The organism is Luteitalea sp., from assembly GCF_022842525.1.
Classification (GTDB): Bacteria; Acidobacteriota; Vicinamibacteria; order Vicinamibacterales; family Vicinamibacteraceae; genus Luteitalea.
On record NZ_JALHPM010000029.1, the window covers coordinates 1 to 26,304 of the forward strand.

23 protein-coding genes and 1 tRNA gene are annotated in these 26,304 nt (G+C 69.5%); 12 read left to right on the forward strand and 12 right to left on the reverse strand.

Annotated features, from left to right (window positions below):
- From Q0C41_RS08230 to Q0C41_RS08255, 6 genes are all read left to right on the forward strand, one after another.
- Positions 1–446: hypothetical protein (locus Q0C41_RS08230; RefSeq protein WP_291982704.1), on the forward strand; the 446-nt coding region annotated here is incomplete at its 5' end.
- Between the two features lie 136 nt (positions 447–582).
- Positions 583–1,725, forward strand: a complete 1,143-nt coding sequence (locus Q0C41_RS08235; protein WP_291982705.1) for a hypothetical protein — start codon at positions 583–585, stop codon at positions 1,723–1,725.
- Between the two features lie 162 nt (positions 1,726–1,887).
- Positions 1,888–2,994: a DUF932 domain-containing protein gene (locus Q0C41_RS08240; protein ID WP_291982707.1), complete on the forward strand. Its 1,107-nt coding sequence runs from the start codon at positions 1,888–1,890 to the stop codon at positions 2,992–2,994.
- Between the two features lie 277 nt (positions 2,995–3,271).
- Positions 3,272–3,799, forward strand: coding sequence for a RadC family protein (locus Q0C41_RS08245; RefSeq protein ID WP_291982709.1), 528 nt, complete (start codon positions 3,272–3,274; stop codon positions 3,797–3,799).
- A 188-nt stretch (positions 3,800–3,987) separates the two neighbouring features.
- Positions 3,988–4,368, forward strand: coding sequence for a hypothetical protein (locus Q0C41_RS08250; protein ID WP_291982711.1), 381 nt, complete (start codon positions 3,988–3,990; stop codon positions 4,366–4,368).
- Between the two features lie 46 nt (positions 4,369–4,414).
- The gene (locus Q0C41_RS08255) at positions 4,415–4,741 is read left to right on the forward strand and encodes a hypothetical protein (RefSeq protein WP_291982713.1); all 327 of its coding nucleotides are present in this window, start codon (positions 4,415–4,417) and stop codon (positions 4,739–4,741) included.
- Positions 4,742–5,329: 588 nt separating this feature from the next.
- Here Q0C41_RS08255 and Q0C41_RS08260 read toward each other — a convergent pair.
- The 8 genes from Q0C41_RS08260 to Q0C41_RS08295 form a co-directional block, all read right to left on the reverse strand.
- A complete protein-coding gene (locus tag Q0C41_RS08260) occupies positions 5,330–5,545 on the reverse strand; it encodes a hypothetical protein (RefSeq protein ID WP_291982715.1) in 216 nt (71 codons plus the stop codon).
- Positions 5,546–7,071: 1,526 nt separating this feature from the next.
- Positions 7,072–7,148: transfer RNA gene (locus Q0C41_RS08265), tRNA-Arg, on the reverse strand.
- Positions 7,149–7,326: 178 nt separating this feature from the next.
- Positions 7,327–8,103 (reverse strand): SDR family oxidoreductase, encoded by a 777-nt coding sequence (locus tag Q0C41_RS08270; protein ID WP_291982717.1) that lies wholly within the window; start codon positions 8,101–8,103, stop codon positions 7,327–7,329.
- Positions 8,103–9,050, reverse strand: a complete 948-nt coding sequence (locus Q0C41_RS08275) for a VOC family protein (protein WP_291982719.1) — start codon at positions 9,048–9,050, stop codon at positions 8,103–8,105. The genes Q0C41_RS08270 and Q0C41_RS08275 overlap by 1 nt, the downstream gene beginning before the upstream one ends.
- 97 nt (positions 9,051–9,147) lie before the next feature.
- On the reverse strand, positions 9,148–9,756 hold the full coding sequence (locus tag Q0C41_RS08280) for an ACP phosphodiesterase (RefSeq protein WP_291982721.1): 609 nt from the start codon (positions 9,754–9,756) through the stop codon (positions 9,148–9,150).
- Positions 9,757–11,751: a response regulator gene (locus tag Q0C41_RS08285; protein WP_291982723.1), complete on the reverse strand. Its 1,995-nt coding sequence runs from the start codon at positions 11,749–11,751 to the stop codon at positions 9,757–9,759. It lies immediately after the preceding gene.
- Positions 11,748–13,829 carry an MASE1 domain-containing protein gene (locus Q0C41_RS08290; RefSeq protein ID WP_291982725.1) on the reverse strand — a complete coding sequence of 694 codons (2,082 nt, stop codon included), beginning with the start codon at positions 13,827–13,829 and terminating at the stop codon, positions 11,748–11,750. Before Q0C41_RS08290 ends, Q0C41_RS08285 begins: the two co-directional genes overlap by 4 nt.
- Positions 13,830–14,034: 205 nt before the next feature.
- Positions 14,035–14,397 (reverse strand): hypothetical protein, encoded by a 363-nt coding sequence (locus tag Q0C41_RS08295; RefSeq protein ID WP_291982726.1) that lies wholly within the window; start codon positions 14,395–14,397, stop codon positions 14,035–14,037.
- A gap of 130 nt (positions 14,398–14,527) precedes the next feature.
- On the opposite strand from Q0C41_RS08295, the gene Q0C41_RS08300 reads away from it, so the two are divergent.
- Positions 14,528–16,144 (forward strand): amidohydrolase family protein, encoded by a 1,617-nt coding sequence (locus Q0C41_RS08300; protein ID WP_291982728.1) that lies wholly within the window; start codon positions 14,528–14,530, stop codon positions 16,142–16,144.
- On the forward strand, positions 16,141–17,142 hold the full coding sequence (locus Q0C41_RS08305) for a small ribosomal subunit Rsm22 family protein (RefSeq protein WP_291982730.1): 1,002 nt from the start codon (positions 16,141–16,143) through the stop codon (positions 17,140–17,142). The genes Q0C41_RS08300 and Q0C41_RS08305 overlap by 4 nt, the downstream gene beginning before the upstream one ends.
- Here Q0C41_RS08305 and Q0C41_RS08310 read toward each other — a convergent pair.
- Entirely contained in the window at positions 17,139–17,657 is a 519-nt protein-coding gene (locus tag Q0C41_RS08310; protein ID WP_291982732.1) for a DinB family protein, read from the reverse strand. The genes Q0C41_RS08305 and Q0C41_RS08310 overlap by 4 nt on opposite strands.
- A 214-nt stretch (positions 17,658–17,871) precedes the next feature.
- Here Q0C41_RS08310 and Q0C41_RS08315 point away from each other — a divergent pair, with 214 nt between their 5' ends.
- A complete protein-coding gene (locus Q0C41_RS08315) occupies positions 17,872–18,450 on the forward strand; it encodes a class I SAM-dependent methyltransferase (RefSeq protein ID WP_291982734.1) in 579 nt (192 codons plus the stop codon).
- A 17-nt stretch (positions 18,451–18,467) separates the two neighbouring features.
- Here Q0C41_RS08315 and Q0C41_RS08320 read toward each other — a convergent pair whose 3' ends face one another.
- Positions 18,468–20,822: an ATP-binding protein gene (locus Q0C41_RS08320; protein ID WP_291982736.1), complete on the reverse strand. Its 2,355-nt coding sequence runs from the start codon at positions 20,820–20,822 to the stop codon at positions 18,468–18,470.
- Between the two features lie 421 nt (positions 20,823–21,243).
- Positions 21,244–22,086 carry an EamA family transporter gene (locus tag Q0C41_RS08325; RefSeq protein WP_291982738.1) on the reverse strand — a complete coding sequence of 281 codons (843 nt, stop codon included), beginning with the start codon at positions 22,084–22,086 and terminating at the stop codon, positions 21,244–21,246.
- An 84-nt stretch (positions 22,087–22,170) separates the two neighbouring features.
- On the opposite strand from Q0C41_RS08325, the gene Q0C41_RS08330 reads away from it, so the two are divergent.
- Both Q0C41_RS08330 and Q0C41_RS08335 read left to right on the forward strand, forming a co-directional pair.
- A complete protein-coding gene (locus tag Q0C41_RS08330) occupies positions 22,171–23,550 on the forward strand; it encodes a Gfo/Idh/MocA family oxidoreductase (RefSeq protein ID WP_291982739.1) in 1,380 nt (459 codons plus the stop codon).
- A gap of 95 nt (positions 23,551–23,645) precedes the next feature.
- Positions 23,646–24,311 (forward strand): DUF2911 domain-containing protein, encoded by a 666-nt coding sequence (locus tag Q0C41_RS08335; protein ID WP_291982741.1) that lies wholly within the window; start codon positions 23,646–23,648, stop codon positions 24,309–24,311.
- A gap of 52 nt (positions 24,312–24,363) precedes the next feature.
- On the opposite strand, the gene Q0C41_RS08340 is transcribed toward Q0C41_RS08335, so the two are convergent.
- On the reverse strand, positions 24,364–25,380 hold the full coding sequence (locus Q0C41_RS08340) for an SMP-30/gluconolactonase/LRE family protein (protein WP_291982743.1): 1,017 nt from the start codon (positions 25,378–25,380) through the stop codon (positions 24,364–24,366).
- A 58-nt stretch (positions 25,381–25,438) separates the two neighbouring features.
- Here Q0C41_RS08340 and Q0C41_RS08345 point away from each other — a divergent pair, with 58 nt between their 5' ends.
- Positions 25,439–26,293 carry a c-type cytochrome gene (locus tag Q0C41_RS08345; protein ID WP_291982745.1) on the forward strand — a complete coding sequence of 285 codons (855 nt, stop codon included), beginning with the start codon at positions 25,439–25,441 and terminating at the stop codon, positions 26,291–26,293.
- The last annotated feature ends 11 nt before the right edge of the window (positions 26,294–26,304 follow it).

Below are 26,304 nucleotides of genomic sequence, written 5' to 3' on the forward strand. Positions count from 1 at the left end.
CCGTCACCACGTGTGCACCCCACGGGTCGCACGTCCCGCCCCTGTTCCGCGGCATCACCCTGATCCGCGCGAACGCACCCACGCCGTCGGTTTCCAATCCTCGGCGTTCACAGGAGAGCACCATGTCCAAGCACAGCTCAGCAGTGGTGTCCGTGAAGATCGTGCCCAGCACCGCGAGTACGCCCGCCGGGAAACTCGCCGATGCGGAGGTGGTCTTCGAAGCTGACGCGGGTCCATTCAAGGGACTCAAGCTCGTTGGCTTCGCCGTTTGGGAACGACGTGGCGGAGGGCGCAACGTGACGTTCCCGGCCCGCGTGTACTCGGTCAACGGAGAACGCCGGAGCTTCGCACTGCTTCGCCCCTCGAATGGAGAGGCGAGCACTCAGGAGGCGATTCGGGACCTGATCCTCGACGCGTACAGCGCCACCGAGGTTGTCCAGGCCTGACGTCTTCAGGCATCCCAGGTGACACGCCCACCAGCCTGTCACCTGGACCCTGCCGCCGCGTCCACGCCGCCGTTCACCGGACGGCTCGTGGACAGGCGGTCCTCGCATCCACAGTCAGCTAGCTGAGGACTACGCCATGGAGACCGCGTCACCCACCGTCATCCGTCGTCCTGAACTCGTGGCGTCGCAGACTGTCCCGACGCCGGAGGGCAACCGCACGCTGACGGTGGCCGCGGTGTACCACCTGTCGGAGGCCGGCAGGAAGGCGTCGCTGCTCCAGAGCGGCAATGGCCACACGGTGCAGCGGTTGCAGGTGTCGGTACCGGCGAACCGCCTGCACCTGGTCGCGGTGAGTGCCCGTGGCGAGGCGCGGCTCAGACTGAGCCCACGGTTCGAGGTCGATGAGGACCAGCGGATCCGACGCATCGAGGAACCGCCGTCCTACGATGCGCCGCCCACCATCGACCAACTGTTCAAGGACGCGGCCCGCAACCACGAGTTGGAGCGCGCCTATCTGGCCGAGCGCTCCGCTCGGCGGTCGACGCGTCGCGACGCCGAACGCACGTGGCGCAACGAGGTGGCGGCGGGGTTTCTGGCCGATCCGGCCCAGCGCGCCATGGTGCATCCTTCGCCCTCGCCGACGCGGTGCGTCCTGGTTACGTCCCAGGGCCGCGTGCAGTTCGATGCGCATGACGAGGACATTCCGGCGCGGGATGTGCCGGCCGAAGCGCACCGTCGTTTCCGCGCCGACCTGCAGCAGGCCCGCGTGCGCACGCAAACGGAGCGGACCGAGGGGCTGCGCCTTCACGACGCGCGCAAGGAGGCGATCGCGGCATGGGCGGCGGCTCATGGGTCACCCGAGCAACGCGCCCGGCACGCGGTCGGCCTGCTGCCCATGGACGAAGCTATCGAGGCGATGACCGACGAGGCTTTTGCGCCGCTCGCGGTGTATCAGCGCTACGTTCGGGACGGCGGGCTCTGCCTGCAAGTTTTCCTTCGGCAGTCGCCGAGCTACGCCGGCGCCGTGGTCACGCCGGCCGACTTCAGGTGCACCGGACGCAAGGCCGTGACCGCGACCGCCGCGCAATGGGGCCGTTTGCAGGAGATGCAGGCCGCCGTGCCAGCTGCGAGCATCACCTTGCACGTCCGCGAGCTGACCTGGCTGGCCGATCCGAAAGCGCCGCGCCTCATCCAGCACACGCTGGTCGTCACCCAGATCGCCGGCGCTCTGGTGCTTCGCCGCGAGTACCACGCGCCGAATACAGAGGAGACCTACTGACATGCAGCGCACCGCATGACCAACGCGTAAGAACAAGCTCTCACACCGTTCGGGTCTGTTGCTCTTCCTGTGGCTGCCCTGGCCACCCCTCCACGTGTCGTTCCGCGACGTGGAGCCCGTCTCCCCCTCAACCGCCCACCGGGCACTGACAAGGAGCACACCATGAACGGAGCATTCGTGTCGGCAGTTTCCGCGTACACCGCCCATCGGGAATGGGCCACCAGGCCTCCCGACGAACGGTACTCCAGCGTGTCGGCGCTCTATGACGCCGCACGCAGCCGCCGCGCCCGCATCGGCGCGCGCGCGGTCGACACGGCGAATCTCAGGACCGAGGCCGTGGCCACTGATGCGCTCGTCCTCAACGACGCATTCGGCGTGCGACTCGGCCTGACGCACTGGAGCTTCGAGCAACTCGCCGGCATCGCCGGAGCCCCGCCGAAGTACCTCCGCAGCCTGCCCGCGGCGATCGCCTCCGACGCGATCAACTACGGGCTCAGGCGTCAGGCCCGCGACGAGCATCAGCTCTTCGTCGAGCACGACGACCCGCGGACCGTGCATGCGATCACCTCCACGAGGTACGCACGCGTCCACCACGACGAGCTGGCCGGCCGGGTGCTCGACCTCATGTCCGCACATCCGGCTTGGCATCTGCCGCTCGGCTACAAGGACGGCGTCTTCGGTGCCGAACGGGTTCCGTCCGGTGCCTATCTGGGAGATCGGGACATGTTTCTCTTCCTCGTCGACGGCAATCGCGACCTCGAGGACCCGAGCGACTCCACCCAGGCCGGCCTGTTCCGCGGGTTCATCCTTCGGAACAGCGACGTGGGCGCCGCCGCCTTGACCCTCGATCTGTTCCTGTTTCGTGCCGTGTGCGCGAATCATCTGATCTGGGGATTCCAGCACGTGGCCGGCTTCCGGCGCCGGCACGTGGGTGCGTCGATCCAGGAAGCGTGGACGTCCTCGCTGGAGGAGGTCCGTGCGGCACTCGACGCCGACCCGTCCGCCGATCGCACCCTGCTCCTGCGGGCCACGACCCAGGAGCTCGGTCCGACGCGCGAGGCGGTGATCGACACCGTCGCCCAGCGGGTCGACTTGTCGGTCAAGCAGGCCACCGAGGCGTACCTCGTGGCGGAGCAGTACGAGTCGAACCCCCGCTCGGTCTGGGGCTACGTCCAGGGGCTGACGCGTGTCAGCCAGCGGACGCCCTGGCAGGATGGACGCTTCGCACTCGACCGCGCCGCCGGCCGCCTCCTGGCGCTCGCGCACTGAACTGGTTGTCGCCGTGCGGGGATCCCCCGCACGGCTGTCGCCAGACGCCACACGTTCGATCCCGTCGAACGCCCTCGCACGCGGCCTCGCCGCATGCCGTGACCTCCGCTCACCAGAGCCAGGTGTTCCCCAAACGCCCGAGGTGTCGCCATGCGTCAGGTCACTCGTCCTGCATTCACGTCCACGTCATCCCGTGACGACGGTCCCCGTCGTCACGGGTGCGGCCCTCGCGCGTCCAGCGGACCGCGAGGCGCTGCGTCTGCGAAAGGAACCTGCCATGACTGCACGAGCACTCGCCGCACCGGCTGCGGCGCCCACCCATCGTGTCCGCGAACTGATCTGCACGTACCGTCCGCTCCGGGATGCCGAGGGGCGTGTCGTCGGGACCTCCACGCGCATCTTGAGCGCCCCCAGCATGGCGGCCACGGCCTTGGCGCCCCTGATCGCCGACCAGGTCGTCGAGGTGTTCGGGGTGGCGTGCCTCTCCGCGCGCTTCAGGCTACTGGCGTGGCACCTCGTCTCACGGGGCACGCGGTCGAGCACGCCGGTCTCGCTCCCGGACGTCTTCGTGCCGGCGTGTCTCACACCAGGCACGACGTGCCTGATCGTGGTGCACAACCATCCGAGCGGGGACCCGACGCCGAGTTGGGACGACGTGGCGCTCACCAAGCGACTGCAGGCCGCCGGCGACATCCTCGACCTGCCACTGCTGGATCACCTGATCGTCGGCGACGGCGACCGCTACTACAGCTTCCGCGAGGCCGGGCAGATCGATGCCCGCCCCTTGTGGCCGCTCACACCCTGACGCCGGAGTTCACCGGCCATCACGTCTCGCGATCGTACGGCGCCGCTCGGCCCCGTCAAGCCTCGGCGCGATGCGCCGACCCCGTTGGGGCTATCGGGCTTGACGAGCGCCTGCGCGTCGCCAGCCCTGGCACTTACGTGATGGCAGGCAGAACTGCTCAGCACACGCACACCGAAAGGAGAGACTCCATGCGCACGACCGCAATCACGCCGCACATCACCGTGGCTATCGGCCAGCAGGTGCGGCAGTACCACGCCTACATCACGGCCGCGCCCGCCACGCTCGACGCACCCGCGACGATGACGCTCTATCGGTCCTCGGTCAGCGACCTGGCGGGTTTCGCCAACGACCCGGAGGCGTTCGGGTCACGTCGCTCGACCGCCAGCGCGCGCCTGGTCCTCATCGACGCCATCGAACTCGCCTGGCAGCGCGCTCGCTACACCGAAGCCGGGCACCAGCTCACGACGCCTGACGAGGTCCTCGTCAGCCTCAGCACGCTGCAGCTCTGGCTGTGGCAGCGCCTCAAGGCGCCGCTCGTTCCGGATCCCGACCTCGCCCGCGCCAGTTGATTCACCGCTCCGTCCGGACTGACGGCATCGCAAGGAGAAGACTCACATGGAAAGCACAGTGCGCACCACCGTCCGCATCCTGCCGAACGATCGCAACGTCCCGCCTGGGAAGCTCGCCGACGCCGAAGTGCATTTCACCGGCGGCGAGCTGGATGGCCTGAAGCTGATTGGCTTCGCTGTCTGGCAGCGGCGCGACGGGAACGGCCGCAATGTCACGTTCCCCGCGCGCCAGTTCACCGTTCACGGCGAGCGTCGCAGCTTCTCGCTGCTACGCCCCGTTATGGACCCCAACGCACAGAACCGCATCCGCGATGCCGTGCTGCGCGCCTACGGGGAGCTGGAAGGAGAGGTCAGCGAGGCCAACGCCTCGTAGGCCGTTTCAGCCACACGGTCCCAGACGCTGCCTCTTGGCAGCGTCTGGGCAGCGGTTCTCATCGTCAACGAGGAGTCAGAGCCATGAGAGTGAGGAGCATTAGGAATATGGGCCAAGCGCCTGCACCATCACTGGCGCTGCCAGAGACCAGCATCCTGCCCGCGAGCCTGTCGGAGCGAGATGCGGCACGCTACATCGGCATGAGCGCCGCCTGGCTGAAGAAGTCTAGGACGCGTCGTTTTCGATCTAGGGCCGACGCACCGCGGTACGTAAAAGCGGGTGCGCGACGAATTGTCTATCGCCGTGTTGACCTGGACGAGTGGCAACTCTGCCACACGACATCCGTTGGTAGCAGCGCTGCGAGTTAATGCCCTGGCGACATACATTGTGAGGGCAGTCATGCCACGCGCCATGCAGCCGGCGGCTCCAGATTGCGCCAGCGGGTCGCGTCGTGCGGCAGCCGGCGTGGACACCCCGGACGATTTTGACGAGCGCGGCCGCAATCGACGGCAGCGAGAGCACGTAGTCCACGACTCCCGTGTCGATCGCGGACTGTCGGCGGTCCACTCCAGGACCACGGCTCCGGTCTTACGGGGCGGCCGGGGGCGGCGACTCCGTCATTCCGTAGCGCACCACGATCCCGAGGCGCTTCAGGCGCCGCGCTAGCGCAAGCCGATCCTCTTCCGTCGTAGACAAGCCAACAAGAACGTTGCGGAAGTCGCGCAGGTCGATGCGATGTCCGTGCCTGTTCACCCACTCGATCGTGATGCCGATATCTCCGGTGCCCTCAAGGAACACCGGCATTCGAGGCCATCGTCCACGAAGGGGTATACGTCTGGATGTGACTGCGTGTGGTACCGCACACGACGTTGTCAGGTTCCCGTCCGAGTTCCGACCTATATCTGCAGCCTTTAGGACCACTCGCGTCCGAATATGGGGGATGTTCAAAGGCTCCGGCCCCAACTCAGCTACGAACCTACCTCGGGAAATGGCGTCGTTCAGGATCGCCACGAGCACGTTCTTGTCCTTCTCGTCGAACCACGGCTGGGCCACGCCGACGAACTGGCGGAGCAAGTTCGTGTCTGTCTGCCGGGACCGTATCGAGAAATGTGACGGCTCGTTGAGGATTCGTGCCCACTTCGCAATGGTCCGCCGGGCTCGCACCAACTTGCGAACTCTACTGCCGCGTTGAGCTGCGGCAGCCCAGTACGTCAAGCCAGTGGGCTGCACGCGGCCGTCCAAGGCTCTCAGCAACTCGCCAGAAGTACGGAGTTGTCCATGGGCTCGCAGGTAGCGGTTACGAGGCATGCCCGAGAAGAAGCAAACGATCAACAAGACCTGCTCGATCGTCTGTCGGCACAGATTACCTGCAGCAAGCTCGAACGCACCTGGGAACACCTCAAGTGAGGAGTTGTCGAGGTACCACGCGGCCTGCCTCAGTGCAGCTACCGGATCTTGCAGCATGGACATCCGAACACCTCAGGGCGACTCAGCACGAACGCGGCATTTTCAGGGCGAATGGGAGCGGCGCTACCTGAGGCCGTCGTCCTGTGAAGCCGCGACACTCAGAGTTAGAACAGGTCGGTAGACTCGTGCGGGTTCGTCTCCACGCTTGTCGGCGCACCCGGATTGCCTCCCTCGACGGTGCTGTCTGGAAGTCCGCGAGGCATGGGAGGTCACGCCACAATTCATCGGCGCTGGCGGTTCGGAGCGCCGCGTGTCGTCGGAGAACCTGCCCGAGCCGAACTTTCTGGCCGAGGAAATCGCCGACCACTTGCGGAGCGCCCGGAGCAGACTGAGAGTCCTGGCTGACCTGCAACAGCGAATGAGACCCGGCTAGTTGGCACCCCCTCTATCGCTTGTGGCCATTCGAAGTAGCCCTGCTCCGCCGCCTCAGCGTCCGCGGGAAGAGGCACCCAACACGGTCCCGACATCGGCTCACTCGGCGCAGTTCGCCCGCTCGTCGCGATCGCCCTCAGGGCGCCCGGCCAGCCGGCGCCGCCGTTGAAGGCACCAGACACCGTCATCGCGCAGAGCGCCCAGGAAATGGAAGCAGGCTCAGTCCTTGAATCCAAGGTTCGAGCCCGTGCCCGATACCGCACGCGGCTGGTTTCCGAACACCGCGTCGGAGGGGGCACAGCTCCGGAATGAGCCGAGTCACAAGGAGGTATCAGCGATTACCTACAAAGAGCGTAGTCCCGAGATCTTCTGCTGCGCCCGACCCGGCGTGCGGCTTCCTCCTCCGCACCCCTAATGCACCCCCAAGCGTCGAGGCCTTCCTAGCCTCGCCTGTTGATAGTCCATAACTTATTGTATTATAAGAACTTAAATGGTACGCCCGGCAGGGCTCGAACCTGCGACCCCCGGCTTAGAAGGCCGGTGCTCTATCCAGCTGAGCTACGGGCGCGCGCTTGCCGATTATCGCACCGCCGCCGGGCCGCCGCGACGTCGGCCCGGCGCGGGCGAGCTGACGCTGACGGCCCGTTCGGAGAACGGGCCCTACCCCGTGTCCCTTGTCCGTTCGAATCCCCGTCCCCCGTCCCTCGCCGCCCTTGTGACTTCTCCCCTTGTCCCTCGTCCCCTGACTAGATGGACCCGGCTTCCACCATGTAGTTGTTCGCGGTGCACATCGCCGAGTCGTCCGACGCGAGGAACAGCGCCATCCGCGCCACGTACACCGGCTCCAGCGGGTCGGGCAGGCACTGCGCCGCGAGCTGCGCCGCCAGCTTCTCCGGCGTCACCCACAGCTGCTGCTGCCGTTCGGTCATCGTCCAGCCCGGCACCACTGTGTTGACGCGGATGCGATGTGGGCCGAGATCGCGCGCCATGCCGCGCGTCAGGCCGTGTACGGCCGCCTTGGCCGTGGTGTAGACGGGGAAGCCGCCGCCGGCGCGCCACCACGAGTCCGATCCGAGGTTGATGATCGACCCGCCGCCCGCGGCAATCATGCCGGGCGCCACCGCCTGGATGGCGAAGAACATGTGCCGCAGGTTGGTGGCGATGCGCTCGTCGTAGAACGCCGGCGTGACGTCTTCCCACCGATGCCGGTCGTCACGCGCGGCGTTGTTGACCAGCACGCGCGCCGGGCCGTGCGCCTCGGCCACCGCGGCGACGGCACGTCGCAGCGCGTCGATGTCGCGAAGGTCGCAGGGCTCGAACCGGACCTGCGCGCCGGTCGCCTGCAGGTCGGCGGCGAGACGAGCGCCGTGCGCCTCGTCGAAATCGAGGAAGGCGACGCGCGAGCCCTGGCCGGCAAAGGCCCGCACGATCTCCATGCCGATGCCGGACGCGCCGCCGGTGACGAGGACGGCGGCATCCCGCAGGCTGGGATAGGTGGCAAACGCAGAAGGCGAAGACGGCATCATCGTCCTAGTGTGACGCCAACCTCGAGCGTCGTGCCCCACGGGTCCTGGACGGCGATGCCGTCCTCGAGGGCCGTGACAGGGTGGCCAGCGGCATCGAGCCTGGCCGCGAGCGCGCCCAGGCTGGCGGCATCGGGAAGTTCCAGCGTCCACGCGAGCAACTGCGCGTCGTCGGGCCGCGGTGGGTCGGCCGTCGGTCCGGCCCACGTATTGGTGCCGAGATGGTGGTGGTAGCCGCCGGCCGCGAGAAAGAGTGCGCCCGGGTAGCGGCGTGTGGTGCGATCGAACCCGACCGCCTCGGCGTAGAACGCGTCGGCTCGCGCGAGGTCGCCGACGTGCAGGTGCACGTGTCCCATCACGGTGCCCGGGGGCAGGCCCGTCCACGCGGCGCCGCCGGCCTCGCGAACGAGTCCCCTGACGTCGACCGGGTCGGTGGCCATGCGCAGCTCGCGCCCGAGCCGCGTCCACGTCTCGCGCGGCCGATCGGCGTAGACCTCGATGCCCAGGCCATCGGGGTCGGTCAGGTAGAACGCCTCGCTGACGAGATGGTCGCCCGCGCCCGCCCGCTCGCCCACCTCGGAGAGATGGCGAACGAACCCGCCGAGCGTCGCCCGCGTCGGCACCAGGATGGCGAAGTGGAACAACCCGAGATGGGCGCGGACGGTCGCCGGCACCGCCCCGCGCCGTTCACGCAATTCGATCAGGATCCGATCGTCGTCCTGCGGCGCCAGGGCCGCCGCCCGCATGGTCCTCGTCACGACGCGGAGCCCGAGGACGTCCCGATAGAAGGTGGTGGACCGGTCGATGTCGGCGACCTGCAGCCGCACGGGGCCGAGCCGCGTGGCCTCCGGCAACCGCTCGCCCGCGGGCGGCAGTCCGTAGCTGCCCGGCGTGGCCGGGTGCACGCCTTCGGTGTCGCCGTGCGGACCGTCGTTGGTGGCGCCCATGCTCGAATCGTAGCGCACGGTGCACGGCCGGTTCCGCCTTCGCGAACGCTTCGGCGGACAGGTCGGAGCGCCGGCCCTGCCGTTCAGAGAACCGGCCCTACCCGTCGGCGGTGGCGTCCGCGAGAAACCTGGTGCAGTGCGCGCGCAGCGCGGGGAAGAACTCGGCGACATCCTCCGACAGCGCGTCGTAGTCGCGGGCCAGCTCCTCGGCAGCCGTCCCGATGCCGGCGGCCACCCGCGCCCGTCGCGCGAGGCCCCGCAGGGCGCGCTCGATGTTGGCGATGTCGGCATAGCCGGCCAGCCAGTCGCCGCGCGTCATGGCCCGCACCAGCGGGTGCACATCGGCGGGCAGGCGCGCCAGGTGACGGTCGAGCGTGTCGTAGACGTCCTCGGCGAATGCCGGCAACGTGCCCTGCCCATGCGTGGCCCACTCCCGGGCCAGCACGTGGTCGTAGTAGACGTCGACGATGACGCCCGACAGTCGCCCGTAGCGTGCCGCGATCCGCTGCTTGCTCCGCCGGACCACGGCGTGGCTGTCGGAGAACGAGTCGATGGTGCGATGCAGGCGGATGCCGGTCCGCAGGCGTGGCGTCACGCCCGGATGATCGTAGCGTTCCACTCGCCCCTTCACCACGTCGCCCAGCAGGTTGCCGAGGCGAAGGTCGTCCTCGTTGTCCGAGAGCAGGAAGTGGGCGAGGAAGTTCATCTAGGGTCGGACGGCCGGTCGGCGCAGGACGTCCCGCACGGTGCGCAGCAGGAGGCGTCCCTTGAACGGCTTCTGCAGGAAGGCGATGCCATCGCGCATGATGCCCTGCCGCAGGACGGTGTCGGCAGTGTAGCCCGACATGAACAGCGCCCGGACGTCCGGCCGCACGGCCCCGACCCGCTGCACGAGCTCGCGCCCGCCCAGTCGCGGCATGACGACGTCGGTGAGGACGAGGTCGATCTGTCCCTCGTGCGCGGCGGCGATCTCCAGCGCCTCCTCGCCGTCGAACGCGGCCAGCACCGTGTAGCCGTGCTGCTCGAGCAGCGTGCGGGTGAGGCTGCGCACCGCCTCCTCGTCCTCGGCCAGCAGGACCACACGCGGTGCCTCGGCGCGGAGGTCCTCGTCGTCGGCCTCGCGTCCCCACGAGAAGGGTTCGTCGTCCACGTTGCTGACGCGCGGAAAGTAGAGCTTGAACGACGAGCCATGCCCGGGCTCGCTGTAGAGCAGCACCTGGCCGCCCGCGGCGCGCACCATGTCGCGCACGACCGACAGGCCGAGGCCGGTGCCGTGCCCGTCGGCCTTGGTGGAGAAGAACGGCTCGAAGATGCGCTGGCTGATCTCGGGCGGAATGCCGGAGCCGGTGTCGGTGACCGTGACGAGCACGTAGTCGCCCGCCGGCAACTGCTCGTGGTCGTCGGCATGCCAGCCGGCATCGAGCGACGAGACGGTGGTCTCGATGGTCAGCGTGCCGCCCCGCGGCATGGCGTCGCGGGCGTTGAGCACCAGGTTGAGCAGGATCTGCTCGAACTGGCCGGTGTCGACGCGAATCTGGGCGCGGCTGACGTGCGTCAGCCGACGCAACGTGATGTTGGGCGGCAGCACCTGCGACAGCAGGGCTTCGATGCTCGTGAGCAGATCACTGACGTTGGCGGCCTGCGGGCGCGGCACACGGTTCCGGCTGAAGGAGAGCAGTTGCCGGGTGATGCCCGCGGTGCGGTCCCCGGCCTGCTTCAACTCCTCGACCAGGCCGCGGTTGGGATCGCTGGCCGGCAGCTGCGACAGCAGCAACTCGGCGTACCCGGTCACCACCGTCATCATGTTGTTGACGTCGTGCGCCACGCCACCGGCCAGACGTCCGACCGCCTCCAGCTTCTGCGCCTGCTGCGACCGCAACTCGGCCTCGCGTGCCGCATCCTCCTGCTCGCGGCGCTGTGACACGTCGCGGAACACCAGCACGGCGCCCCGCACGTCGGCGCCATCGGCGATGGGCGCGGCGCTGTGTTCCACCAGCCGCGTCTGCCCCGATCGCGTGAGCAGCAGCACGGGCTCGGGCATCACCTCGACGCCATGGCTCTGCAACACGCGCAGCGCCGGCTGCAGCACCGTGGCACGGTCGTGCTCGGTGACCACCGGAAACACCTCGGTGACCGCCCGCCCCTCGGCCTCCTTGCGGGACCAGCCGGTGATCTGCTCCGCGATCGGATTGACGAAGGTGACACGCCCGACCACATCGGTGGCGATGACGGCGTCGCCGATGCTGCTCAGCGTCGTCAGGAAGCGCTGCTCGCTGGCGCGCAGCTCTCGCTCGAGTTGACAGCGGTGCATGGCGAGGCTCAGCGTCACGCGCAGCTCGTGCTCCTGCAGCGGCTTGAGGATGTAGCCGTAGGGGCTCGCCGCCTTGGCGCGCTCGACCGTCATCTGGTCGGAATGCGCCGTCAGGAAGACGATCGGCGTGCCCAGCGCGCGTGAAATCCATGTGCCGGCGTCGATGCCATCCATGTCGCCCTTGAGGCGGATGTCCATCAACACCAGATCCGGGCGCAGCTGCTTGGCCAGGGTGACGGCCTGCGTGCCGGTCACGGCGGCGCCGACGACCGTCGCGCCGATGCTGACGAGGCGCTCGCGCAACTCCTCGGCGAGCAGGCGCTCGTCCTCCACGATCAGGATGCGGATGTCGAAACCGGTGGCGGTGGTGTCGGGCAGTGTGGAGATCATGATGCGGTGGCCACGTCAGGCATCGGCGTGCCGACGGAGGTACCCACGATGAGCGGAAAGGTGAGGGTCGTGCGCGTGCCGCGTGCCTGCCGCGCGGTGAGGATGGTGCCGTCGAGCTGTTCGGTCAGGGCCTGCATCAGCCGCAGGCCCAGGGTCTGGGTCCGGTCCGGCGCGTGGTCGTCGGGAATGCCGACGCCGTTGTCGATGACCTCGATGCGCACCTCGCCGTTGCGGGCGCGCGCCAGCACGTGCAGCACCGGCGGCGCGCCATCGACGAAGGCGTGCTTGAAGGCATTGGTCAGCACTTCGTTGAGCAGCAGACCGCACGGGACGGCCTGCTCGATCGACAGCCGGATCGGTTCGAGGTCCAGCTCGAGCCGCAGCCCCGGCAGCGTGCCGCGGTAGACGTTGGCCAGGTGCTCGACCAGCGACTCGAGATACCGGCTGAAGTCGACGGCCGACAGGTCGCTCGATCGATAGAGGACCTCGTGCACCATCGCCATGCTCCGGACGCGCGACTCGCTCTCGCGGAACACGCGAATCGTGTCGGGGTCCCTGGCGTAGCGCTGCTGCAGATAGAACAGGCTCGACATCACCGCCATGTTGTTCTTGACGCGGTGATGCACCTCGCGCAGCAGCACTTCCTTCTCGCGCAGGGACGTCTCCATGCGGCGTTCGGCGGCCCGCTGCTCGGTGACGTCGCGCACCGTCGCGATGATGCGCAACTCGTCGCCCAGCCGGTACGGACTCAGCCCGACCTGCGCCGGGAACGTCTTGCCGTCGCTGCGCAACGCCTGCAGGTCCGGCCCCGGGCCGCGCGTGAGCATCTCTTCCGGAGTCGCGACATACCGCACGCGATAGGCCTGCACCATGTCGCGGTCAGGCTCGGCCACCAGCATGTCGCTCGGCTGCCCGAGCAACTGCCCGCGGGTATAGCCGAACATCCACTCGAGCGCGCTGTTGACCTCGACGACCATGCCCTCGTGATCGACGACGACGATGCCCTCGGGGGTCGCGTCGAGGAGCATGCGCAAGGACAGGGCCGCGCGTTCGCGTTCGCCGATCTCGTGCACGAGCACGCCGTTGGCCTCAGCCAGCGCTTCGTTGAGCAGCCGCGTCTGGAATTCCTGCCAGCGCGCCTGTTCCATTGCCAGCGCGAGCAACACGCTCACCAGCGTCAGCGTGGCCGTGAACCACTGCGTGACGATGACGCGGTCGCCGAGGGCCGGGTGGGTCAGGCGGAACGCGCCCCCGCCCGCCGCGGTGCCCGCCACCGCGACCAGCGCCATGAGCACCATGCCGAACACGGCGCCCCGCACCCCGAACCGCACGGCGATCAGGATGGCGAACGGGAGGACCTCGTAGGGCAACGACAGCAGCAGCGGGGCCGCGACGTCGCCGACGCCGTTGAAGAAGACCAGGCTCGTCACCGCCAGCAACAGCCCGAAGGCGAGAACGCCTTCGGTGATCCGCGTGGCGCGGACCGGCGTGAACTGGGGCACCCGCTGCCGGTTCCAGGTCAGGCACAGCGGCGCGAAGAGGATGATGCCCACCGCATGGCCGGAGGCCCACACCGTCCACATGTGCTGCGCCGTCTCGGTGGAGACGCCCGTCGTCCACACCAGGAGCGCCCCGAGCGCACCGGCCACCGCGGTGACCACCGCGCCGATCGAGGCCAGGGCGAACATGTCGCCCATGGTCGAGAACTGGGTGATGCTGGGGCGCCAGCGCCAGAGCAGCGACGCCGTGACGACGGTCTCGGCCACGCCGATGGCGGCCAGCGGCGTCGCCACCGCCGGCGAGACGCCCAGCCAGACCTGCAGACTCGCGGTAGCGGCCCAGGACGCGGCCAGCGTCGGCGCCCAGGCGCGGCGCGGCAGCAGCAGCAGCGCCCCGACCAGCAGGCCGGCGCCCGGCCAGATGATGGCACTCGACCCCGGCACGCTGAGCAGGCGGAACCCGGCCCACGCCGCACCCGCGTAGGCGGTGGCGACGAGCAGGACGTGCGCGACGAGCAGACGAGTCGGTGGCGGTGGCGTGAACGGCACGACGGAGGCGCTGGACCTCAGCCGATGCAAGACGGGCTCCAGCCTGACGCCGGCGGACCACGCGCGGCGCGCCGGGGCCGCCACGGGCCGTCGTCACGACAGACGTCGCGGAAAGCAGGGAAAACGGCCGGGATGCTGAGGAATCGCCCCGCCAACCGACCGCGGGGGGCGGTCGGGCGCCGGTGGCGCGGGGGGCGGGGATGTCGGCAGGCCGATGGACGGGTCGGCCCGCCGCCTACGACACGCTGGCCGTGCCGGGGGAGAACGACGGCGGGTCGCTGGCGGGGAACGACTCGTCGGAGGCCTCGTCGATCCGGGCGTCGCGCGCGTCCTGCGCGCCGGGCTTCAACCACCCGCGCACCCGCTCCACGTCGTCGTGCCCCATCAGCGCACGTGTCAGCAGGATGCCGACGCCGATGCCGACGAGGCTGATGCCCACCCAGGTCAGCGTCTGGCGCTCGCCGGTGGCGTCGAGGCCGGGGCGGTCACCGAGCCACGCGCCGCTGTGTGGCGCGTCCTCGGCCAGGCCTTCACCGAAGGCATCCACCGGATAGCCGCGATCGGTGCGGTCCCGCTTCCACAACTTGGGTTCGAACATGCGCGGCCTCCTCGCCGGTTGACGTCGGTGCAGGGTCTGATCGAAATCGTCTCATACAAGAGGACGCCGCGAGCCCGACGGCGGTTGGGTGCGGCCTGCGCACGCGGGGCCGACCCGGTACACTCCAGTCGTGCATCGACGACGATTTCTGATGGCGGGCGGCGTGTCGGCGCTGGTCGGCGGGGCGGTCCTCGCGCGGTCGGCGCGTGCGAGGCAAGGGCGTCGGGCCGAGGTGGTGGTCCGCGGCGGGCTCATCCACGACGGCTCGCTGCAGCCGCCGCGGCGCGGCGACGTCGCCATCGGGCAGGGGCGCATCCTGGCGGTCGGGGATCTGTCGGGCTGGACCGCGAGCCGAACGGTCGAGGCGGCGGGCCGCATCATCGCGCCCGGATTCATCGACACGCATTCGCACGCCGCCGAGAGCCTCGCGCGCCAGGGCTTGCACTCGGCCGAGGCCCTGCTGGCCCAGGGCATCACGACGGTCGTGGTGAACCCCGACGGCGGCGGGCCCGTCGACCTCGACGCCCAGCGCGCCCGGCTGCAGACCCTCGGGCTCGGGGTCAACGTCGCGCCACTCGTCGGGCATGGCGCGGTGCGCGGCAGCGTCCTCGGCGGGGAGCCCCGGGCCCCGTCCACGGCCGAGCGGGATCGGATGCGCGACACGGTGCGCGCCGCCGCGCGCGCCGGCGCCTTCGGCCTCTCGAGCGGCTTGTTCTACACGCCGGGTGCCTACGCCGTCACCGAGGAAGTCACCGATCTGATGCGCACGGCCGCCGAGGCGATCGGGCCCACGGCGTTCCACACCAGCCACATTCGCGACGAAGGCACCTACTCGGTCGGCGTGGTCGCGGCCGTGGACGAGATCATCGCGATTGCGGCAGGGTCTGGCACCATCGGCATCGTCACGCACATGAAGGCGCTCGGACCGGACGCCTGGGGGCGCACGCGCGAGTGTGCCGCGCACATCGAGGCCGCGCGGGCGCGGGGCGTCGCCGTGTGGGCCGATCAGTATCCGTACGAGGCCTCGGGCACCAGCCTGTTCGCGGCGCTGGTGCCGCGCGAGGCGCAGCGCGGCGGACGCACCGCGTTCGCCGCCCTCGTGAGCGATCCGGCGCGGCGTGCCGAGCTGCTGCCGCAGATCCGGGAGAACATCCGTCGCCGCGGCGGCGCCGCGTCCCTGATGGTCGCGTTCCATCCGCCGGACCGCCGCATCGAGGGCCTGTCGCTCGAGCAGATTGCCCGCGCGCGGGGCGTGTCGCCGGAAGACGCGGCCATCGCGCTCGTCGCGCTGCACGACACCTCCACCGTGTCGTTCAACATGTCGATGGACGACATCGAGTTCCTGATGCGACAGCCGTGGATGATGACGTGCAGCGACGGCGCCACCTACATGGCCGGCGAAGGCAAGCCGCATCCGCGGGGCCATGGCGCGTTCACGCGCAAGCTGACGACCTTCGTCCGCGACCGCAAGACCCTGTCGCTCGGGCAGGCGCTGCACTCGATGACCGGGCTGCCAGCCCAGGTGTGTGCGATCGCGAATCGCGGCGTGCTGGTCGAGGGCGCGCACGCCGACCTCGTGGTGTTCGACCTCGCGGCGCTGCGCGACGAGGCCACGTATCAGGAGCCACACCGTCACGCCGCCGGGATGCACGCCGTGTTCGTCAACGGCACGCTGGCCGTCGACGAGGGACGGCCCACGCACGCGCTGGCGGGAACGGTGCTGCGTCGCGAGGCGCGTCGCTCGTGAACGTCGCCGTGCCGGACCCGCTGCAGGCGGCCATCGACGCCGAACTCGCCGGAGCCGCACCGGGCGCCCTCGCGTCGGCCGCCGCGGCGCTGATCGAGCACTACGCCCACGAACGGCCCTCGGCGGTGACCGACGACTCGTGGCACGCGGCCTATCTCGCCATCCGGTTGCCCGCGACCTACGCAGCCGTGGTCGCGGCGCTGGCGCGCGTCCCGGACGCCCGGCTGTCGACCATCGGCAGCCTGCTCGATCTCGGCGCCGGACCGGGCACGGCGACCTGGGCTGCGCTGCGCCACTGCGACGCGGTGACGACGGCGACGCTGGTCGATCGCCATCCGACGCTGCTCGCGATCGCCGGGCGGCTGGCCGCCGGCGCGGCCGCCGGACGGTCCGTGACCATGACCCCGCAGGTGGCCGATATCGGCCTCGCGCGTGACTGGTCGTCGGCCGACCTCGTGCTGGCCGCCTATGCCCTGGCCGAACTGGCGCCGGCCGCTCGCGCCGCGCTGATCGCGTCGGCGTGGCAGGCGACGACGCAACTGCTCGTGTTGGTGGAACCAGGCACCTCGGCCGGCTTCAGCCACATCCACGAGGCGCGACGGGCGTTGCTGGCCGCGGACGCGCACCTCGTGGCGCCGTGTCCGCATCACGGCCCGTGCCCGATTCACGAGGGCGAACGCACCGACGACTGGTGTCATTTCAGCGTGCGTGTGCCTCGCACGCGGCGGCATCGGCAACTGAAGGGGGGCACGCTCGGCTACGAGGACGAGAAGTTCGCCTATCTCGTCGCGTCGCGGGTGGGGGTGCCTGCGGCCGCGTCAGGCCGCATCCTGCGGCATCCCCGCGTGGAGAAGGGCCGCATCGCGCTGACGCTCTGCACGGCCGAGGGCGTGGCCCGGGAGGTGGTGACCCGCCGCGATGCCGACGCCTGGCGCACGGCGCGGAAGGTGGAGTGGGGCGATGCCTGGGGCATCGCCCGTGCGCCGGACGAACCCTAGCGTCCCTCGCTCGAGGGCGGCACGATGCCCTTGAGGCGCATGTAGGTGACCAGGTTGCCGTAGTGCTCCATGTTGTGGGAGTTGTTGAAGGCGAAGATGCCGAGCCGCGGTGTCGGGCCCGTGAAGAACTTCACCTCTTCCAGCATCGACGTGGCCGTCAGCTTCGTGATGGCGGTATCGCAGTACGCCAGGGCGTCGCCGAGGGCCTTCTCCAGGCCGGCCTTGCCGGTCACCGTCTTCTCGATGTTGCCCGCGGCGGGATTCTTCTCGCCGAGCGCGGTCGAGCAGATCATGTAGTTGGCGTTGGCCACATGGCCGACCAGCTCGCCGAAGCTGCGCACCTCCGGCGTCGGCTTGAACGCATAGTCGGCCTCGCTCACCTTCGCCGCCGACTTGACCAGGTTGCCCTTGATCATCGCCTGCTGCGCCTTGATGGTCGCCACCATCGGGTTGTCCTGGGCCGCTGCGAGCCCGGCCGTACACACCACCGCCATCATCACCATCGCCGTACGCATCATGCCGATCCTCCCGTCACCCGCCCGACATGGACGAGACCGACCCGCATTCTACCGTCGAGTGCTCACGGCCTCTTGCGGCACCGACATCGCTCGCGCGGTCTCACGGGCGCCGCGGCCGGGCTTCGACGGCCAGATTTCGGGATACCCTCGATGAGGCCGTGCGCGCACGCGCCCGCCGTCAGTCTTCATCGCCTTTCGAAAGGACGCCTGCATGACCCGTGGGACCAGGGCCGCTCTCCTCACTGCCGTCATCGTCACCGCCGTCGCCAGCCCTGGCGTCGCTGCCGGGACGGATGAACGGCAGGTCCCTGCGGCCAGCCTGCCCACCGAGCGCCGGCCTGACGTGATCTTCGTGCCAACGCGCGAACTGGTCATCGACGCCATGCTCAAGGCCGCGAAGGTCGGCCCCACCGACGTGGTGTACGACCTCGGCTGCGGCGACGGCCGCATCGTCGTCGCGGCGGCCAAACTCGGCGCCCGGGCGATCGGCATCGACATCGACCCGCAGCGCATCGCCGAGGCCAACGAGAACGCCGCGAAGAATGGCGTGACGGGCAAGGCGACGTTTCGACAGGAAGACCTGTTCGAGGCCGACATCCGCGATGCGACGGTGGTGACGCTGTACCTCTTGCCCAGCCTCAACGTGAAGCTGCGGCCGCGGCTGATGGATCAGCTCAAGCCAGGCACGCGTGTGGTGTCGCACGATTTCGACATGGGCGACTGGGTGCCGGACGAGACCATCGAGGTGGACGGCAAGACCGTGTACCTCTGGACGATCCCCGCCAAGTGAGTGGGCGGCCGGGCCGGTCAGCGCGGTGACGGATCGGCGGCGACGCTGACGAACCCGTCGGCGACACCGGCGATCGTCGTCACGAGCACGTCCGGCTCCACGGGCTTGGCCAGATGCGAAGAGAAACCGGCCGCCAGTGCGCGTTGGCGGTCATCGGCGCGCGCCAGGCCGCTGAGCGCGATGGCCGGCACGCCGGGACCGAGCGCGAGGGCCGCCAGCAGCGCGAACCCGTCCATGCCCGGCATGCTGAGGTCGCTGATCAGCACCTGACCGGGCCGCGTCTGCCACGCGGCCATCGCCTCGCGAGCCGACAGCGCCGTCCGCACGACGGCGCCCTCCCGCTCGAGCACGAAGGCGATCAATTCCACCGTGTCCCGGTGGTCGTCCACCACCAGCACATCGAGATCGGCCAGCCGACCTGTCGTCGTCGGCGCCGTCGCGGGACGAGCCCGATCGAGCGGCGCGGCCATGGCGACCTCGGCGCGTGTGCCCTCGAGGCGCCGGGCGCCTGCCAGGGGCAGGCGCATCGAGAAGCAGGCCCCCTTGCCAGGCCCGTCACTGCACGCCTCGATCGTGCCGCCGAGGTGGTCGACGATGTACTTGGTGATCGAGAGCCCGAGTCCGAGCCCTTCGTGCTGCCGTGTGGAACTCGTATCGGCTTGACGGAACCGCTCGAAGATCGTCGGCAGCAGCGACGCGTCGATGCCATCGCCCGTGTCCCTGACGTCGAGCTGCACCATCCCGTCGCGCTCGGCACAGGTCAGGCGCACGGATCCGCCCGACGGGGTGAACTTCACCGCGTTGGTGAAGAGGTTCGACACCACCTGTCGCACGCGCTCGCGGTCGGCCACGACGAGCAGGTCGGCGTCGATGGCCAGGTGCACGTCGAGGCCCTTGGCCTGTGCCTGGGGCCGCAGTTCGTCGATCGTCTCGCGCACGACGCTGCCGAGCGGCAGCGTCGTCAGGTGGAAGACGAGCTTGCCCGTGACGATGCGCGACACGTCGAGCATGTCGTTGATCAACTGGGTCTGCTGACGCAGGTTGCGCTCGATGGTGTCGAGGGCGCGGCGGGCGGGCTCGGCGTCGAGGGGGGTGTTGCGCAGCACCTGCACCCAGCCGAGCACGGACTGCATCGGTGAACGCAGTTCGTGCGACAGCACCGCCAGGAATTCGTCCTTGGCCCGGCTCGAGCGCTCGGCGGCTTCGCGCGAGGCCTCTGCGGCTTCGAGCAAGGTCTGTCGTTCGGCGATGCGCTCGTGCAGGTCTTCGTTCAGGGCCTGGATGCGCTCTTCGGTGGCGCGCTCTGCCGTGACGTCCTGCAGCACACCCTGGACGAGCGTCAGGCCACCGACCGCATCGAACAGCATGCGGCCGCGGTCTTCCAGCCATACGGGACCTGGACGCCCGAACAGGTAGGCGTCCGCCAACCGGTACTGGGAGCGGTACTGGCCGTCGGCGGAGCGGGCCGCGGTGCGTACGCGCGCGACGTGCGCCTCGCGGTCGTCGGGATGGATCATCGCCGTGCCCGACTCGCGGTCGGTCGGCAGCTGATCCACGGGAATGCCCAGCACATCGGACGCCGACGCGCTGTAGGTGACCGTGTTGGCACGCGGGTCGTACTCCCACGCCGCCATGTGCGCGGCTTCGAGGGCGCGATGCAGGCGCTCCTGGTGCCGCAGGATGGTGTTCTGCAGGCGCCGCTCCTCGGTCGTGTCCCGAAAGACGACGGAGATGCCTTCGGCCGTCGGGGACACCAGCATCTGGACCCAGCGTCCGGGCTTGAGCGCGGACGGCAACTCGATGCTGACCCGCTCCCGGTCGGCCATCACCTGGCGGTAGTACGCCTCGAGGGGCGATCCGAGCGCCTCGGGAAACACCTCCCAGCACACGCGACCGATGAGGTCGCGTTCGGCCTTGCCGAAGTAGGCCTGCGCGGCCTCGTTCACGTAGGTGTAGCGCCAGTGGAAGTCCACCGCGACGAAGGCATCGCTGATGCTGTCGAGCACGGTCTGCACGCGGTGCTCGGCCCGCTCGGCGCGCAGCCGGGCCATGCGGGTGAGGTGCGAGAGCCAGATGATCAGGCCGCCGACGACGAGGAACACGACGATCGACCCGGGCGTGACGGCGTACGCGGCCGGGTTGACGGCCCACAGGGCCAGGGTGGCCACGGCCGAGAACACGAGGGCGAGCGCCCCGGCCCCGAAGCCGCCGTTCAGCACGCTGAAGACCGTGGCGACGTAGAACGGCGCGAAGGCCGTGTTGGCACCGATGTCCAGCGTCAGCAGGGCAAGACGGCACAGCGTCGCCACCAGCACGGCAAGTGCGGGGAGGCCATAGCGACCGGCCGGGGAGTGGAGACGCCAGATGTTCACGGTGAACCTGGGGCGGGAGCGCCCCACTCCGGAGTTGACCTGAGCGGGCGCGGCCAGGTCAAGCTCAACGATCAGGTCAGGAGCGTGTCTGGCTGTCGAGAGGGGCGTCGATCGCGGGTGCCCTGCTGCCGGTCGGCACCGGGACCCGAACGAGGGCCTGCCTGAGGTCGGTCAACTGGACGGGCTTGGAGACGAAGTCGTTCATGCCGGCCGCCAGGCACTGCTGGCGGTGCCGGCGACGAGGACGACGATCGCGACGCGAACGGTGCGGGGAATCGTGTGCATGCGCGCAGCGAGGCCAGGCCGACCCGGCAGCGCGCCGGGTCGTCCCGGAAATCGGCCGCGCCCCGCGGAACTCGATTCGTGGCTCGCCGAGCGGCGGCGGCGCTATCGGCCGGTAGCGCGCAGGTGCGTGCGGGGCCTAGTGCGGCTCGGCTGGGCGGAGCGCTCGCGCCGTGGTCGCCATCAGGACGAGACCGCCGCCGATGCTGCCGACGAGACCGGGCGTTTCGCCGTGCACGAGGAAGGTCCACAGCGGGTTCAGGGCCGGTTCCAGCAACAGCAGCAGCGAGGCTTCGAGCGCTGGCAGTTTGCCGATGCCCCGCGTGAGCAACACGTACGCCAGGCCCAGCTGGAAGCAGCCCAGGTAGCCGATGACGGCCCAGTCCACCGGGCGGGAATCGATCACCGGGAACGCGAAGGGCAGGCACAACAGGAAGGCGAACACGTTGCCGTAGAACGTCGCGGTCATCGCGCCGCGCAGGCCGCTCTCGCGGGAGATGTAGCGGACGCCGACCAGCACCAGCGCCCACGTGACGCCGCTGGCCGTGCCGATGATGTTGCCCAGCACCGGATTGGGGGCGGTCGCCGTCGGGGTGACCGAGCCGGCAAACAGCAGCACGAGCCCGATCAGCACCACGCCGAGGAACGGCAGGTCGCGTATGTGCACGCGCTCGCCGAGCAGCCACGGGCCGAGCAGGACCAGGTAGAGCGGCGCCGCGGCCTGCAGGAACACCGCATGCGCGGCCGTCGTCAGCTTGTTGGCGACGATGAAGGTGATGAACGTGACGGCGATGATCAGGCCGACCCCGAGCGTCCGCCAGGTCGGCTTGAGGGGAATGCGCGCCACGAGGAGCAGGAACACCGCCGCCACCGCCGAGCGGAAGCCGGCCACCTGCCACGACGACAAGGTCGTCGCCTTGACGACCACGCCCGCGGTGGAGAACAGCACCGCGGCAATCAGGACCTGGAGGCGTCCGCTCATCGGGGCGCATTGTACTGGTGTAGGCGGTGGCCTACAGGATTCGCGCACCTGACCGTGCTGGCCCACCTGTGGTGAAATGGCGCCATGTCGCAGCAATCCTCGACCTCATCCCGCGTCACGCGCCGTGCCTTCGTGGTGCGCACGCTGGCCACGACCGGTGCACTCGGCCTGGTGCCGCTGGCGGGCTCGGCGGCCGCGCTCGGGATGCGGGCCTCCGCTGGCGGGGCGAGGCAGGGTGCCAACGACAGTGTCGGGGTGGGCGTCATCGGCGCCGGCATCCGCGGCGAGATCCTGATTCGTGCCACCAAGTCGATCCCCGGCACCCGCATCGTCGGCGTCGCGGACATCTACGACGGGCACTTCGCGCGCAGCAAGGAGATCCTCGGAGACGGGATCGTCGTCACGCGCGACTACAAGCAGTTGCTCGACCACAAGGACATCCAGGCCATCGTGATCGTCACGCCCGATCACTGGCACAAGACGATGGCGCTCGAGGCGATGGCGGCCGGCAAGGACGTCTACATCGAGAAGCCGATGACCCACAGCTGGCAGGAAGGCGAGGCCATCATCGCCGCGGCGGCGAAGCACCGGCGGATCGTGCAGGTGGGCAGTCAGTGGTCCAGCATGCCGGGCAACGCCAGGGCGATGGAGATCCTCAAGAGCGGTCGGCTCGGCACGATCACCCTGATCAACGGCGGCTTCAACCGCAACACCGGCACCGGCGCCTGGTACTACCCGGTGCCGCCCGATGCGTCAGCCTCGACGATCGACTGGCCGCGGTTCATCGGGCCCGCGAAGGCGCGTCCCTTCGACGCCGAGCGCTTCTTCCGGTGGCGGCTGTACTGGGATTATTCGGGCGGCCTGCCGACGGACCTGTTCGTGCACCTGATCACGGCGACGCACACGCTGACCGGCGTGACGATGCCCAGCAAGGTGATGGGCATCGGGGGCATCTACCGCTGGAAGGATCGCGAGGTGCCCGACCAGATGTCGGCGGTCATCCAGTACCCCGAGGGCTTCACGCTCAACCTGACGGCGACGGCCAACAACGGTCACCCGCAGCCGCCGCTGACCATCATGGGCACGGAAGGCACGCTCGAGTACTACGCCAACCGACTCGTGCTGCACAGCGAGCCGATGCTCGAGAACTACACCTACTCGACCAACCACTTCCCGGCCGCGCAGAAGGACCAGTTCGCCGTCAATCAGAGCCTCGATCGCGCCACGATGCGACCGAAGGCGACCGCCACGACGAAGCTCGCCCCGCCGGAAGAAATCAAGATCGAGGGCGGCGACGCCACGGTGCCGCACATGGCGGCGTTCTACGACAGCGTGCGCACGCGCAAGGAACCGTTCCAGAATGCTCTGATGGGCCACCAGTGCGCCACCGTCGGCCACATGGTCAACATCAGTCACCGCAACGGCACCCTGGTGAAGTGGGATGGGAAGCGGGTCGTCGGGTAGCGACGAACGCCGAACCACGAACGACCAACGCAGAAGCACGACACGCCCGACATCGAACGCAGGGCGCCGTCGCCGACGGCGCAAGGAGATATCGCATGCGATTGCCACACGTCCTGACCACCGCCGCCCTCTGTCTGTCCGTCGCCCTCACGGCGTCGGCCCAATCGGTCCCCGAGGTCAAGCTGCCGCCGTCGCCGCCGGGACAGGCGGCCATTCAGGTCGGCGGCACCTGGGTCAAGACCGACAACGGCGGGCAGCGCTATGACGGCGGCAAGTGGATCGTCGTCGACTACAGCCGTCCGTTGCTGCGCGGCAGGAAGAACATCTTCGGGACAGGTGCGGACTACGGCAAGGTGGTCAACGACGGCGCGCCGGTGTGGCGTGCGGGGGCCAACGCCACGACGACGCTGACCACGCAGGCGCCGCTGATGGTGGCGGGCAAGCGCCTCGAGCCGGGCGTCTACAACGTCTTCGTCGAGCTCAAGCCCGGCGCGTGGACGCTGATCCTCAGCACCCAGCCGCGCCAGCCGAAGTACGACCCGAAGGACAAGGTCAACCTGTACGGCACCTACAACTACGACCCGAAGTTCGACGTGGCGCGTGTGGTGATGCGCGTCGAAGAGCAGGCCGACGCCGTCCGCATGGAGCACCCAGTCGAGCAGTTCACTATCGCGTTCCTCACTGCCAGCCCAAAAATGGTGATGCTGCGGATGGAGTGGGAGAAGACGGTCGCGACCGCTCCTATCGAGTTCCAGCAGTAGCCAGGTAGGCGCCGGACGTGTCCGGCGCTCTCGTGCCTGGAGCGTCGAGAGATCAGGCGCTGACGGCTTCGACGTACAGCGAATACAGCGACTGGCTGCCGGTCATGAACAGGCGGTTGCCCTTGGCACCGCCGAAGCACAGGTTGCTGCACACCTCGGGCAGGTCGATCTGGCCGATGTGCGTGCCATCCGGCGCAATGACCCGCACGCCGTCGTACCCGGCGCCGGCCCATCCGGCGCTGGCCCAGACGTTGCCGTCGGCATCGCACCGGATGCCGTCGGCGCCCCCCTTCCCCATGTCGTGGAACAGGCGTCCCGGCCCGAGGCGTGTGCCGCCGCTCGTCACGTCGAAGACATGGATGCCGCGCGGGCGGTCCGGCGTCGGGTTCTCCGTGTCGGCCACGTACAGCTTCGCGTAGTCGGGCGAGAAGCACAGCCCGTTGGGACGGCGGATCGCCTCGGTCATCGGCGTCGCCGTCTTCGTAGCCGGATCCCAGCGGTAGACGCGCGTCGGGAGCTTGAATTCCTCGAGCACGCCTTCGTAGCGGGAGAGCAGGCCGTAGCCAGGATCGGTGAACCACAGCGACCCGTCCGGGTGCGCGACGACGTCGTTGGGGGAGTTCAGCGGTGCGCCGCCGACGTTGTCCACCAGCACCGTGATGGTGCCGTTCGGCTCGGTCCGGACGACGCGTCGCCGCTCGCAGGTGACGAGCCGACCCTGCAGGTCGCGGGTGTTGCCGTTGCAGTTGTTGGCCGGCTGGCGGAAGACGCTGACCTCGCCGGTCTCCTCGGTCCAGCGCAGCATGCGGTCGTTCGGGATGTCACTCCAGAGCAGGCAGCGCAGGTCGCCGAACCACACGGGGCCCTCGGCCCAGCGACATCCGGTGTACAACCGTTCGACGACGGCGGCGCCGACGCGATACTTGTGGAAGCGCGGGTCGAGGGCACGGACCGCCGGGTCCGGATAGCGGACCAGGGCCGGAGGTTGTGGCGACGACTGGGCGACGAGGTCGCGCGGGCTCAGCGCGACGGCCGCGGCGGGCAACGACAGAAATGCACGACGATCCATCCGGCCTCTCCTGGAACTGGCTCCTGCGTGTGCGCAGACTCTACATGACCACCCCCGCATGTCTCCACTGCTGATCGCGCTGCGCCGGTTCGTGCTCGTCGTCCTGGTGCTGCTGCTGCTGGCGGCGGTGGCGGTCGTGGTGCGGTCGGCCCAGGTCCGCGGTCGCACCTGGGAGGGCGTGGTCGCGGCGACGTGGCCGGGTGTGGTGCCGTCCGATGCCGCGTCCGTGGCCGAAGGCGCGCGTCTGGCGCGCGTCCTCGGCTGCGCGGACTGCCACGGCGAGCGCCTGCAGGGGCGGGCGCTGCCCGAGGCCCTGCCGTTCGCGGAGGTGATCGCCCCGAACCTGACACGCGTGGTCCCCGGCTACGGCGACCCCGAACTGGTGCGTCTGCTCCGGCACGGGGTGCGCCGCAATGGCACCGGCGTCTTCGTGATGCCCGCGACGGCGTTCTTCCACCTCTCGGATGCCGATGTCGGCCTCGTCCTCGCCTACCTCCGGCGCCTGCCGCGCGAGGAGGGACACGAGCAGGCGACGTCGTTCACGCCGCGGGCGCATGCGGCCATCGCCGCGGGACGGCTGCGCCCGGTCCCGGACGCCATGGACCACGGCGCGACGCGGGTCGACCCGGGCACGCCTGACGACACCGCGGCGCGTGGACGCTACCTCGCGCACGTGGCCTGCTCGGAGTGCCACGGCACGTCGTTCGAGGGCGGCATGGCGGGGAAGGCACCGCCACTCGCCATCGCCCAGACGTACACCGACGAGGGCTTCCGTCACCTCATGCGCACGGGAGAGACACCGGGGCGGCGTGATCTGTTCGTCATGGACGACACCGCCCGCGCCCGCTTCGCGCACTTCACGGACGCCGAGATCCAGGCGCTGCTGACGTTCCTGCGGACGCTGGGCCGGTAGCGCGCCTCGCC